The following is a 13,597-nucleotide window of genomic DNA, read 5'->3' on the forward strand; positions in this document are numbered from 1 at the left end:
ACAAACAAATGACTAGCAGTAACGCGAAAGTAATACGGATAAACAGCTTCGTTCGGTGATTTGAGAGAGCTTTCTGAATACCCACGTTGTATGTCCTATTCAGCTTACATATTCATAGTTTCATGTTATTAATAAGTTTCTACGATTGTCATAGTCTCGTGTTAGTATATATCAACCGCACAGTGAGTGCTACCAAGCGTTTGCCAATCGCACAGACGGCTGAATGGGATACCGACGCAATCGCTCGCAACGATCGGACCGCGGTAGTACCGAAGTCAAGTGAAGTACCTCGGGGACAAGCCCCGAGGCACTCGCCTTGCTTATCTGTAGAGAGGCCAGGCTAACGTAGCCAGAACGAACCTAACCAAAATACTATTTTCCAGCTACACCGCCTCTATCGACTTTCGAACGCGCTAGCTCACTTGATACTCGTCGAGCGGCCACTCTTTCAACTCTTCACTATTCCACGCAATTCGGATCGTTTCCTCTGGTTGTACTGCAATCGTCAGTCTGTCGCCTACCGTAATCGGGAACGATGCATGGGCGGCAAAGCGGTCAGACGCCCAGAACGTGAGTGTGTTAGCAGACACCCGCTCAACGATGAGAGAGTCCGTGACTGAATCTCGAATCGCATCGCCGCCAGCATGCTGAATTGTGAGCTGCTGGTTTGAGTGGTCGTACGAATACGCGAACGTGACAGACGGCATTCGAGGATCAGGTGTCGATGGTGGAGCTGCGGTCGCTGTCGGCATTGGCGTCGGTGTGCTGGTTGCAGCGGGTGTCGGTACCGACGTGGTATCCATAGTGAATGCATGGATGCCATCCTCCGGGTCCATTACCAGAAGCAGCTCACCACAGGTTGCCAGCGTCGCACTGGCCTCGATTCCTGGAACAGTCGCCTGCCACTGCTTGGCGCCGGTCTGGATATCGAGCCCATGCAGCTGATTGTTCGTGTTGTAGAGATAGCTCTCACCAAACACGACCCCGAACGTGGCTGATTCGATGTCACGCTGCCAGTGCCGTTCACCGGTCGCCAGATCCAGCGCGCGGACGGCATACCCTGCGCGAGTCATTATCGGAAATATGAGCGAGGTAGACGTCACAGCAGGTTGGGCTTGAAGACCTGCCATAGCCCCGTCGCTAATCTCGACACGCCAGCGCTGGTCCCCGTCACTGGTTCGAAATGCCGCGACGAAGCCGGGCGTATGTTGTGTCTCACCGTTGACCGTCGTTCGATACTCATCGCTTGCCACAAGGACGGTCTTGTCACGGACCATCACAGAATACAATCCCTGCCCACCTCCAGAGAGGGACCGCTCCCACAGAACGTCCCCTGAATCGGTCGCAAGCGCGAGGAGCGAACCAGTTCTCGTCGCTGCAAATACGACCCCAGCAGCGACTGCCGGTGTCGAAAGGACACGAGCGTCGGTGCGGTGGACCCACTGCACTGTCCCAGTAGCACCATCAAGCGCATAGACGCGGCCACCATCGGCTTTCGTCTCGCCGCTACTGCCACCATAGAGCATCCCGCCGCTCTCTGTCAGTGTTGATCGCGTTCCGAACGCCGGACTCGCTGTCCATGTGACGTCGCCACTCGCCGTATCGAACGCATGAATACGACTTGCACCGATGACAACCCGATCGTCTACAAGCGTTGGCGAGCCACGGGTATGCTCAATCGGCTTGCGCCACGCTACCGACCCGTCGCTCGGGTTAATTGCAAAGAGCTCGTTCACGTTCGGTGACGTTGTGAAGATACGAGACTCGGTCGTCACAACGCGTTGTACAGGGCCGCCAGAATCGGCATGCTCTGTCGAATAGAACGACCACTCGGGACTGAGCGTGAGTCCGGAAATCGACAGCGAGGCGTCGAATCCCGTGTTCGCTGCGTCAAATCGTTCCTGGGGCCACGATAGCGAGAGTGGCGCTGGTGTTGGCGTCGAATCCGCTGGTGACGTAGGTGACGCCAGTTCCGGTTCGGACGTGTCCGCTGGTGAGCCCTTGAGATACCCATTCCCGACAATCCCCAACAGTGCCAGTACTCCAACTCCACCGCCTAGTTGTAGAATCCGTCTACGACTTGCCTTCTCCATCGATATCAGATATTCATCAAGATAGTAATGAATTTATGCATTTGTCAGCTATCTGTCTCGGGATTCTACCGTAGCGGCCTTGCTATCGGAGCCAAAGGAAGGTCCTCATCGAGATCTCGGACTCTGTGACCACGATTACAACTCAGACATCCTCCCACGACTGAAGTCGTGGGGTTCCACAGTCACAGACCATGCCCCGAGTAAACCACTTTGGAGGCACATGGACCGAGAGAGCGACGCTCACCAGCACGGCACAACAAAGCCGTCTCGGCCGACTGAGACACTCGCGATACGCACTATCAACGAGTCGATAAGCGTTCCCTCAACGGTATACTTATGATTGCTCAGAAAAACTGAATCTGCAATGTGTTCCGACCGAATTCCACTCACAGCTGTCATCGACGCCTACGAGAGCATGGGGTCGGCCCATGAACCGGTGACAGCGAGAGAACTATCGGCGGAACTCGGGTGTGCTCGCCGCACCGCCTACAAGAAACTCGACGAACTGGCAGAGCGCGGCGACCTCCAGACCAAGAAAGTCGGCGCACGGGGGCGTGTCTGGTGGCGACCGGCTGACCACGATCGCGCTGACGTTCCAGCTGCCGATACCGACGCGTCGCTTGGTGACGGTCCCGAAGCCATGCCTGCCAGCACCGATGACACGAAACATGAACAGCCGCTGTCGACGCTGTTGGGCACGCTTCCGGGAATGGTGTACCGCTGCCGAAACGAGCGTGGCTGGCCCATGGAGTTTGTCAGCGATGGGTGCTACGAACTCACCGGCTACGAACCCCACGCCTTGGAGCGCGGCGAGGTCTCGTACGGCGACGATATCGTCGTTGACGCCGATCGGACGGCCCTCTGGACGGATATCCAGACCTCCCTAGACAACCAAGAGCAGTGCGTCGTCACCTACCGCATCGAAACCGCCAGCGGCGATGTGCGATGGGTCAGAGAACGCGTCCGCGGTGTCTACACTGCCACAGGCGAGGTCGACACACTCGAGGGGATCATCATCGACATCACCGAGCACAAGGAGCGCGAACAACAACTCTGGCAACATCAAGAGTACACGGATGCTGTCGTGGACGCCATCGACGACATCTTCTATATCCTCGACGAGTCGGGAGAACTCCAGCGGTGGAATCAGAGCCTCTGTGAGGTGACCGGCTACTCGACCGACGAGATCGAGTCGATGCACACCCTAGAGTTCTTCGCTGACGCCGCCCACGACACGATAACGGATGGCATCCGCGAGGGATTCGAAACGGGGTATACACAGGTCGAGGTCGACCTGGTGACGAAGGACGGCGACCGGATCCCCTACGAATTCGTGGCATCCACGCTCGACGACCCTGACGGGAACCGTATGCTGGCAGGCATTGGGCGTGACATCACCGACCAGAAAGAACGGGAACGCGAACTGAAGCGAACCGAGCGGCAATTCGAGGCGGCGTTCAACAATCCGAGCTCGTTCATGGGCCTGCTCGACCCCGATGGGACGGTCCGACGGATCAACCAGACTGCACTCGACTTCGCGGATATCGATGAAAAGACGGTCCGCGGCGAGCAGTTCTGGGAGACACCGTGGTTCACCCATTCCGAGGAGGTACAAGCGGAATTGCAGGACGGAATCGCTCGGGCAGCAAACGGTGAGTACGTCCGGGCTGAAATTCCCCATCAATCAGCGGACGGTGATATCGCCGTGATCGACGCAATGCTTGAGCCGGTCCGTGACGATGAGGACGTCGTTGCCATCGTGCCGAGTGGGCACGACATTACCGAACAAAAGGAGTACGAACAGCAACTCGAAGAACAAAACGAACGCCTCGAGGGGTTCGCCAGTATGCTCGCCCACGAACTCCGGAACCCAGTCACGATCGGGCAGATTTACTCACAACAATTGCCAGCCGACGCCGATGGAGAGGCACTAGAGCATATCACGGAGGCGTTTCACCGCATCGAGGAGATGATCGACGTGATGCTGGTGGTCGCCCGAAACGAAGAGGCGGTCGGCGAGCGAAGCCGTGTCGACCTTGCGGCGGTAGCAGAGGCGTCGTGGGCAACAGTAGACGCTCCCGATGCGACACTCGAAGTGACAATCGACGAGACGATTCAGGCCGACGAGACATACATTCGGCACTTCTTCCGGAATCTGTTCGAGAACGCGATCACACACGGCAGCTCGACTGTTACTGTCAGTGTTGGTCGTCTCCCGACGGGATTCTACGTGGCTGACGACGGCGCCGGGATTCCAGCTGCCGATAGAGAGGCAGTATTCGAGGCTGGATTTACAACTGCGGCCGACCAAGGGGGAACGGGAATGGGGCTTGCGTTCATTCAAGAACTGGCCGGAGTGTATGGCTGGGACTGTACGGTGACCGAAAGTGCAGCCGGCGGCGCACAGTTCGAGTTCACGGATGTGGCATTCGATGACCCCGCCCAGAAGTGACATCCGCCCGCGCCTGAAGGCGCTGAGCCTACTCTCGCAAAAGCGTCCCATACGGATTGGCGGAGCCACCAGCGAGGGAGTGCTGAAATAATTCTGTGCGCGGTAGATATATATCCGTGAGTACCATTGGTGGGGACAGGAGGAGCCCAGGCATGGACTTTACAGAGACACCTGCCGAGATGCCCGGCGAAGATGAAGAGCCGCCGGATTTCGAGGCATGGGAATCACCCGAGGAGCTGCTGACGGGTGGACCGATCAGAGAGCGACTGCTCGATGTCGTTCTGCAGTTGCGGGAGCCAACGAAGGTCTCGGAGATCGCTGCGCGAGCAGATTGTGATACAGAAACGGCCCGTGAGTATCTCGAGTGGTTTACGACGATGGGCATGGTCCAGGAACTGCCGGGCCGACCAGTTCGCTACAAGCGAAATGAGTCGTATCTGCAGTGGCGGCGAGTAGAACACATCCGCCAGCAATATTCGCAGAGTGAGATCGTCGAAGAGCTCACAGAGACACTTGCGGCGGCGAAGGAGTATCGACAACGGTTCGATGCGGAGACGCCAGACAACGTGTCGTTAGTTGCGGCAAGCCACGACGAGGCAGTCGAAGATGTCTGGGAGGCAGTCTCGACGTGGCAAACACTTGAGGAGCGTGCTGCGTTACTGGATGCGGCACGTCGAAACGATCCGTCAGGTGGGCGTGTGAGCAAAGCTGATGGCTGAAGGAACGCCAAGTGGCGCCGGCGGGATCGACAGTGATATTCTCGAGCGGATTGAGCGGCGTCTTCGCGGGAGTACTCGTTTTTCGGCAGTCAATTACCGACCCGAGTATGCTCCAAATGCGGTCGAAGCGGTGTTTGATGGCGGCTATTTCCCAGCTGCCATCGAACAGGCGTCACTTCGGATTCGCTGGTATACGACGGATGATTTCAATATTCACTACGCGGAACAGTACCGTGATCGGGAATCATGGGAGTGTCGCTGGGATCGGCATCCGAATAGCCACAATACCCGGGAACATTTTCATCCACCGCCGAATGCGACAACGCCTGGGACCGATATGTCGTTTGGAAGTGATTGGCGAGAGGTGCTATCGCGCGTATTGTCGGAACTGAGTGACCGCATCCAGTCGTTTTGGAAGTGAAGTCTCACCTGACCCGCAGGAACCCTTGAGGCCGCCCTCCCTCGCCGGAACGAGGACGCTCACTCCGTTCGCTGTGTTCCGGGCGCGGCGGCGCCGCGCCGGGCTGTCACCCATCCGGCACTCGGGCGCCCCCGCGGGATGCTCAAGGACCCGCAACGGCACCGCAGAAGATGTCCCCCGCCAAAGGGAGTGGCAATCGGTGCCTTGGACGACCCATTGTCGACGCTGCTCAATGACAGTAAGTGGCTAACCAACGAGAACCCGCTACAGTGTTGGTTAGCAACGACGAGTCACTCTCAGCGATCGCCGTGCGTTTATCAGAGTTGTTGAGAACCACTGAACACTGAGGCCACGGTCGGTCATGTGCTTGGCTCCGACCGAACTGAGCGTTGTCTCGTCACGCGAGATTAGGTTCTCGAATAGTATATGGCGTCGCCCATTGCAACAGTTGGGCAGCTCGTGCGGCTTTGGCGACGAGCACGTCTTTCAATGTCGGCGGCTGAGCCACTCGAGTCGATTCAAGTGCACTGTCCGGAAGGCCAAGCGTGTCTATCGGGACATCGTCGGCCGCAAAAACTGGGAGGTGAGTTTCGTCGACCTTCATGACGAGTGGGTGATCAAGCCGATCAATATCCTTGCCGGTGGCGTATACTTGCTCGTTCGCCGCCTCGTGCTGGTCGCGGGCAATGACGGCGTGCTCACGGTCAGACGGTTCGACATAGAACCGACCAACATAATAGCCGGCTGAGAACTCTTCCAGTGTCATATAATAACATACGTACTGGGTAGCAATAACGTCGTTGGGAAGCAAACAGAATTACTTGACAAACTCTGTTCTATCGACGGGCAGCGCAGGCTGAGTGCCGTGAATCGTCCGAAACGACGTCGCCATCACTCTAAGTGATCGTCAACCAAAACGACCGCCTCGCCGTCGATCAACACGTCGCTGTCGTCGACAACGGACGTCGAAAGGCGATATTGGTGATCAGCTAACTCCTCGACGATCTCACATTCAGCGGTAAGTCGCTCACCGATACCAACCGGGTTGTGAAACTCCAAATCCTGTGAGAGATAGATCGTCAGCCCAGGAAGCCGCGCGAGTGCCGCGCTGATGAGGCCACCGGCAAGTGTGCCGTGGCCGATGCGTTCCTGAAAGCGCGTTTGTTCAGCGAACGCCTCGTCAAGATGAAGCGGATTCGTATCACCGCTGGCAGCGGCGAACTGTCGAACGTCGGTCGCCGCAATTGTCTTCGTGAACTCGACAGAGTCGCCGACCTCGAGTCGCGTTGGATCATGCTCGCTCCGTTCGACAGCCCATTCTGAGAGTGTCTCACCGGCGCCAATCCGATCGACTGCCTCCCGAGTGGCCTCGTCGGTGTCGGTTAGCTGGACGCCCATCGTCGCAGCGGCCACCCGATGAGCCGTGACAACGCTGCTGAACATGTGTGCAGACGTGTCGACCCACGTCGCAAGGAATGGATTCTCGGTTGTATTTGACGCCATGCGTTACCAATTAACACAGATAGGTTTTGTTAGGAACAGGGTACCAACCGGCGACTCAGTCTCATCCAGATCGATTGACCGTTCGGCAGTTGAGTAGCGCCGACAGCGTCAGGACCGTTGACGACGCCACGCAAGCGTCAAACATGATATCGGGACCATCACCCAAGCGGATCTCACCGCGGCAGTGTTGATTCTGGCAGTAGCGAAGACAACCCCCCATGTGCGAGATGAACTGCATCTCTGGCCCACGAACACCCCGTGTGCGAAATGAATTCGGAACCCGTTCCCGCTCCAACCCCCCGTATGCGAAATGAATTGTACACCCAGTTAGCGAACGCCCCCCGTGTGCGAGATGAATTCGGAACCCGTTCCCGCTCCAACCCCCCGTATGCGAAATGAATTGTACACCCAGTTAGCGAACGCCCCCCGTGTGCGAGATGAATCGGACACCCGGTCAGCAAACACCCCCCGTGTGCGAAATGAAATTGTTCATACTCTTGTCAGACAGATATATGATACTGAACTAATGAAGGCGGCGAGACAGACACCTCATGTGCGAGATGAAATCAGGAACGAAAGCAGACACTTGCTATCCGGATTTTTCGAAGAACTCGTCGACGACGCCACAATAGCTGCCGCCGAACTTGATACCGACGCGATTACGCGCAACGATCCGATTGCGGCGGTATCCAACTCAATTAGAGCGAGTAGGCTAATGTCCTAAACTAACTCAACTAGAGCACTATTTTCCAGCCACGCGGCCTCTATCGACTCCCGAACTCGCTGTGCTACTCGATACATACTGTGCGTCCACCCTACCACCCCTTCACTGCCCCATCTTTCTGCGAGGAGGAACTCTCGCTATTTAGGCGGGGGATGATATCACTCAGCTACCACCTCTGGTGGACAACACCGGCACATCACATGCGTCGCTACGCAGCACCAAGTAGCAACTCACCCCCCGTGTTCGAAGTGCAAATTCGGATAGACGCCGATAACAATACCAGAGCGTCGGGTTTACACTTCGATGACGGGGGGTCTGGCTAGATTAAAATACACATCGATAGCGGGGTGTCAGACGCACGGCTTACACTTCGATGACGGGGGGCGGTTACATACTGCTGAGGAGTACATTACCGGCATACGATAGGCTGCTGGGGATAAATTCGGTTACACTTCGATTTAAGGGTCTGAAAGAATATACTTCGCTGCCGGTCCACTATCCAAGACACTAAATCGCGACAATACAAGCGGTAGCTCCATCGAATCGCGTGTCTAAACATCGATGGAGGTGAATATTTTTAATGCTCCAGTATGCAGTACGTGTATGGCCGATAACAATCCAGAGGGAACGGATTACACTCCCCCTGATGAAAACGCTCGGTCTCCTCCCGATAGTGAGCAATCTGAGCCCACACCCGAGGATGCCGGCAGCGTACTCTCGGAACAGGATGGGAATAGTAATCGAGATGAGGAACCGACGGCGGACAGTACACAGCGGTCGATTCGAGAGATGCTCGATGATGAAGGCGAAGCATCAGTCTTCGTCAATCGAGATCTCGTCGAGCCAGACACGATTATCGATGAGGAGCGCATTGTCGGCCGCGACGACCAGCTCGAATCCGTCGTGTCGTTTCTGAAGCCAACGCTCCAAGGGAATCGGCCGCCGAATATGCTGCTATATGGTCCCGCCGGAACCGGGAAATCGCTGATCATCGGCGCGGTCACACAACAGATCATCGAGCTCTGTCAGTCGAAAGGCGAACGATTTGGCGTGATCGATATCAACTGCCAGCCGATTAATACCCTCGACCAGGCAGTCTACGAACTCATCCAGACTGTCGCGATGGACGTTGGTGCAGACATCGGCGTTCCCGAGACAGGCGTTTCGACGAAACGCAAGTATCGACGCCTGTACAATCTCATCAACCGACATTACGATTCGGTCATTTTCATTCTCGACGAAATCGACCTGCTCGTTGGTCGCCGGGCTAATGACGAACCCGCCTATTCGAAACTCCTGTATCAGTTATCGCGCGCGAGTAACACGGACGAGATCGAAGGCCGCGTGTCGGTCGCCGCGTTGACGAACGACCCGAAGTTCATGGAGGATATCGATGGGCGTGCGGAGAGTTCATTCAATCCTCGCGACGTCTATTTCCCGGATTATGATGCCACTCAGTTGCGCGAAATCCTTGGCAATCGGCGGGACGCATTCCGGAAGGATGCATTAGATGATGATGTCATCCCGCTTGTTGCTGCGTTCGCCGCGCAAAGTCACGGGGATGCGCGGAAAGCAATCGATCTATTCCGGGGAGCTGGTGACCTCGCCGACGAACGTGGTGACGGGGAAGTTCGCGAGAATCACGTCCGCGAGTCCCAAGAAGAAATTGATAAAGACCGCTCGTTGAAGCTCGTCGAGGGGCTGACGACCCAAAAGAAGATTTCACTGTATGCCACGGCTGCCGTCGCGAATTACTCGAATCGACCCCGGAGTTCTGTGCCGAGTCCGGTCGGGTTCACAGTATATCAGTGGGTGACCGACGAACTCGATGCTGACCAGATGACGCGGGAAACCTACGTCAAGTACGTGAAGGAACTCTCCACCTATGGGCTGGTCTCGACGGCACGGAAGAGTCGCGGTCGCGGCGGTGGGATGTATATGGAGTTTACATTCACTGGTGATCCGGCGGCGATGATGACCCGGATCATCGACGATACGCGCTTGGAAGCGATTGCCGAACAAGAGGAACTCCTTCGGACTGTGATCAACTCCCAGCTCCAGCAGTTCCACGAGCAATAGACTCACCGCGACCTCCATCTCCACTCCTACCCCCCGTGTTCGATGTGTAAACTCGACCGCCGCCGTGGGGTTGTGAGAGCGAAAGACTGTGTCAGCAATGATGTACTCGATCTCGTTTTAGGAGAGTGATGGTAGGAGACGAATGAGACAAGACTACTTCAGCGACGATATTCACGAACCCCCTCCCCCCGTCATCGATGTGTAACTCGTGGCAGCAGAAGCGTTGCCTCACTACCAGTCCACGATTGAAGCAGTGGAAGAATCTCTATAGAGCCACAGTATAGCACGAAGAAAGCAATTGAGAGTTCTACTACGGAACGACACTGACGGTCGGTTAGTCGGAATAGTATTCCTTCTAACACTCCCATATAGGCCTAGTGCGGTTATCGTTCCTAGGCTTGGCAAATAAAACTTTCCTAGAACATACACATTGCTTATGGAAATCTAATTCGGGTGAGTGAGCAGTTCTCCATGGCATATATCGGTCTCTCGGAGAATTCAGGCAGTCTTCTCTGTAGACCCCCCATCCCCTCTCGGAGTTTTACACATCGATTGCGGGGGGGGAGAGGGGGTCCCAATATATCTCAACGAGTCACGTCTACTGGCTCCATCCGTTCGTCGTACGTGAGCCAGAGCCGATCGTCCTCTAATGGAACTGAGATACGGATACGAAGGGGGTCCTCTGAGAGAAGTTCCTCCTCGAAGTCGAGGAGCTGGGCTCGTTGTTCGTACGTAGCGAGGTCGAACTCGATCCCATGGTCGTAGAAGAACGCGACTACCGCCGGGTGTCGTGACGGGTAAAATAACGTTGGCATACGCCACTGATACTTACACCTCTCACAGACGTGGGAGACGAGCATCCAGAAGATCGACCCGCAATTCTCACAGAACTGGTACTCCTCCCAATCCGGCTGATGATCATCACAGACTGAGACCGAGGTAACGGGCATTTCGCCTGCACACTCGGGGCAAACGCCGTCCATCACCAACGCTCGTCGATGAGCGCCCCAGATTCGATCCGCCTCATTGATCTCGTTCGGTGTCCGATCCCGCAATCCCGACGGCGGGAATTCGGACTTGCTGATTACCCCAGGTGGGAACGATTCGACGCATCTCGCTTCGCAGTTGGTACATTCCAAATAGCGCCACCCCTCCCGATAGCTCCACTCGGGTTGGCCCCCACAGTACCAACACGAGATGTCCACTGCCACGGGCTCGATTTCTGGGTCATCAATCGCCGTGCCGGAAAGTAGCATCCTGACGATTCGTTTGCCAGAATCCATCAGCTCGTAGCCCTCTTCTGTCCGCCGGACGAAGTTGTCCGCAAGCTGATTCAAGTGATAATTGAGGCGACCCGGATCGTCGACGCCGACACGCTCGCGGAGGTCGGCGAACCGAATCGGCGTTTCGTCTACTGGATCGTCGGCTTCCCAGAGCGCCTGTAATATCGCGAGCCGGGTCTCATCGGAGAGAAGCTGGAAGGCCTCGTTTCCGGTAGCTGGGCCCGACAGTTCCGTTTTCCTCGGTGGTGGGGGGTTCATACTAGAAAGAGGGGTACGCAGGTAATGACCCTTCTCCCATGGTACCACACCTCACGGCCAAAATACTTGCCGAGTGGCGACGAGACGGGCCTCTTCGAGCGAGATATCAACCCCGGTATCATGCATCAGCTCGCGTATAGAAATTCGGTTCGATTGACTTTCCTATAGAAATATCGTTCTAATTATGTTTATCTCCATAGCAGTGGATAGTGAAGCTGGAGGTCGACACTCGTGGCACAAGCACACAAACTCGATTGCGAAGCGGCAGCAGCCAATTGCCGATTCATCATTCAATCCGAAGACGAAGCAGAGGCAATCGAGCTGGCCAAGCGACACATGCGAAACGTCCACGGCCAGGACTACACGGACGAAGAACTCCGCAGTAAACACCTGAAAATCGTGTGAGGCAACGAAACAATGGCAACTGATACCCACGCGGATCCGATAAATGAAGAGAAACTGAGCGAACTCGTGGAGACGTCGCTCGTCGATCTCGGTGCGACGGTTCACGCGGCACTGGCCGTCATCGGCGACGAACTCGGGCTGTACGCGGCACTCGATGATGCGGGGCCGCTAACCTCCGTTGAGCTCGCCGATGAGACCGACACCGCTGAGCGCTACGTCCGTGAATGGCTGCGTTCACAGGCCGCCGGCGGGTACGTGACCTACGACCCCGAGACCGACCGTTACTACCTGACCCCGGAGCAGGCACACATCCTGGCCAACGAGGAAAGTCCCGTATTCATGCCGGGGGCGTTCCAGCTGGTCGGGTCAGTGGCCAAAATCGGCCCACAACTCAAAGAGGCCTTCCAAACGGGCGAAGGAATCGGTTGGCACGAACATGACGACGACGTGTTCCACGGTACGGAACGCTTCTTCGGACCGTCCTACGGGGCGTTCCTCCTTGACTGGATCGCAGCGCTGGATGGTATCGATTCCAGGCTGAAAGCAGGCGGTAAGATCGTTGACGTGGGGTGTGGTCACGGAGCGCCGACGATCCGCATGGCCGAAGCATACCCCAACTCGACGGTCGTCGGTATCGACTACCACGAAGACTCAATTGCAGTGGCACGTGAGCGGGCGGAAACCGCAGGCGTGGCCGACCGCGTCACCTTCGAAGTGGCGACCGCCAGGGAGTACTCCGGGACCGACTACGACCTCGTGACGATGTTCAACTGCTACCACGACATGGGTGATCCTGTCGGCGTGGCAGCCCACGTCCGGGAGACGATCGGGGAGGATGGATCGTGGATGATCGTCGAACCGTATGCTGATGACCGGGTCGAAAATAACCTCACCCCGTTTGGCCGTCTTGGATATTCGATTTCGACGCTGGCCTGTACGCCAAATTCGCTCAGTCAGGATGTCGGGTACGGACTCGGCGCCCAAGCGGGCGAGGACCAGACGCAAGACGTTGTAACTGAAGGTGGATTCACGCGCTTCCGCCGAGCGGCCGAGACGCCGACCAGTCTCGTCTTCGAAGCGAAGCCGTAGTCCGGACTACCCGTTATTGGAACTATCAATCAGCCATCAATTAGCTTCAGACAGCGAACAGTTCTCCACCGAGAACGCCCCGCTCATGTCCCATGTGTGGATAGCACAGGGCGGCTTCGAGACCGGCCATTTATATACTCCCCTCCCATCGGATGTGATGCGAAGGTCGCCCCGGGTCGCCCGGGGTGACACGACTCGCCGCGACGCGCGGCGACTCGACAACATGAGGATCTCACCCCTGCGGTCCGCCGTCAAGATGAGATTTGATGTGAGCCCACGGACCCATACAGTAGTCACCATCGACGTAGGAGTCGATGGGTTACGCTTCCGACGGAGTGCAACCATTTCCGCCGCTGATGTATATCAGCACATTCCGGTTGATCCTGCCGGAGGCCATTGCTATCGGAGTCCGATTTAGCCATGCTAGTCGCACGAGTTCAGACTCGTGGCATATAGCTCAGTAACACGTGGCCAAACTACCCTACAGACCGCGATAACCTCGGGAAACTGAGGCCAATAGCGGATACAGCTCTCACGCTGGAGTGCCGAGAGCTGGAAACGTTCCGGCGCT

10 protein-coding genes and 1 rRNA gene are annotated in these 13,597 nt (G+C 56.6%); 7 read left to right on the forward strand and 4 right to left on the reverse strand.

The window, feature by feature from the left end:
- Positions 1-413 precede the first annotated feature (413 nt).
- Positions 414-2,093 (reverse strand): outer membrane protein assembly factor BamB family protein, encoded by a 1,680-nt coding sequence (locus tag EGH23_RS20450; protein ID WP_220581841.1) that lies wholly within the window; start codon positions 2,091-2,093, stop codon positions 414-416.
- 364 nt (positions 2,094-2,457) lie between these two features.
- Here EGH23_RS20450 and EGH23_RS20455 point away from each other — a divergent pair, with 364 nt between their 5' ends.
- From EGH23_RS20455 to EGH23_RS20465, 3 genes are all read left to right on the forward strand, one after another.
- A complete protein-coding gene (locus EGH23_RS20455) occupies positions 2,458-4,545 on the forward strand; it encodes a PAS domain S-box protein (RefSeq protein ID WP_220581842.1) in 2,088 nt (695 codons plus the stop codon).
- A gap of 152 nt (positions 4,546-4,697) precedes the next feature.
- Complete coding sequence (locus EGH23_RS20460) at positions 4,698-5,264, forward strand: DUF7342 family protein (RefSeq protein ID WP_220581843.1); 567 nt, start codon at positions 4,698-4,700, stop codon at positions 5,262-5,264.
- Positions 5,257-5,685, forward strand: a complete 429-nt coding sequence (locus EGH23_RS20465) for a toxin-antitoxin system TumE family protein (protein ID WP_220581844.1) — start codon at positions 5,257-5,259, stop codon at positions 5,683-5,685. The genes EGH23_RS20460 and EGH23_RS20465 overlap by 8 nt, the downstream gene beginning before the upstream one ends.
- A 397-nt stretch (positions 5,686-6,082) precedes the next feature.
- Here the strand turns inward: EGH23_RS20465 and EGH23_RS20470 are convergent, their stop codons facing one another.
- A complete protein-coding gene (locus tag EGH23_RS20470) occupies positions 6,083-6,451 on the reverse strand; it encodes a DUF5802 family protein (RefSeq protein WP_220581845.1) in 369 nt (122 codons plus the stop codon).
- A 125-nt stretch (positions 6,452-6,576) separates the two neighbouring features.
- Positions 6,577-7,128 (reverse strand): MaoC family dehydratase, encoded by a 552-nt coding sequence (locus tag EGH23_RS20475; RefSeq protein ID WP_220581846.1) that lies wholly within the window; start codon positions 7,126-7,128, stop codon positions 6,577-6,579.
- Between the two features lie 1,573 nt (positions 7,129-8,701).
- Here EGH23_RS20475 and EGH23_RS20480 point away from each other — a divergent pair.
- Positions 8,702-9,991: an orc1/cdc6 family replication initiation protein gene (locus tag EGH23_RS20480; protein ID WP_220581852.1), complete on the forward strand. Its 1,290-nt coding sequence runs from the start codon at positions 8,702-8,704 to the stop codon at positions 9,989-9,991.
- 584 nt (positions 9,992-10,575) lie between these two features.
- Here EGH23_RS20480 and EGH23_RS20485 read toward each other — a convergent pair.
- Positions 10,576-11,532 (reverse strand): winged helix-turn-helix domain-containing protein, encoded by a 957-nt coding sequence (locus EGH23_RS20485; protein ID WP_220581847.1) that lies wholly within the window; start codon positions 11,530-11,532, stop codon positions 10,576-10,578.
- 231 nt (positions 11,533-11,763) lie between these two features.
- Here EGH23_RS20485 and EGH23_RS26545 point away from each other — a divergent pair, with 231 nt between their 5' ends.
- The 3 genes from EGH23_RS26545 to EGH23_RS20500 form a co-directional block, all read left to right on the forward strand.
- The gene (locus EGH23_RS26545; RefSeq protein WP_220581848.1) at positions 11,764-11,937 is read left to right on the forward strand and encodes a DUF1059 domain-containing protein; all 174 of its coding nucleotides are present in this window, start codon (positions 11,764-11,766) and stop codon (positions 11,935-11,937) included.
- A 12-nt stretch (positions 11,938-11,949) separates the two neighbouring features.
- Positions 11,950-13,026 carry a class I SAM-dependent methyltransferase gene (locus tag EGH23_RS20495; protein ID WP_220581849.1) on the forward strand — a complete coding sequence of 359 codons (1,077 nt, stop codon included), beginning with the start codon at positions 11,950-11,952 and terminating at the stop codon, positions 13,024-13,026.
- Between the two features lie 370 nt (positions 13,027-13,396).
- A 16S ribosomal RNA gene (locus tag EGH23_RS20500) occupies positions 13,397-13,597 on the forward strand; the annotation flags it as partial.

This window comes from Haloarcula nitratireducens (assembly GCF_019599505.1).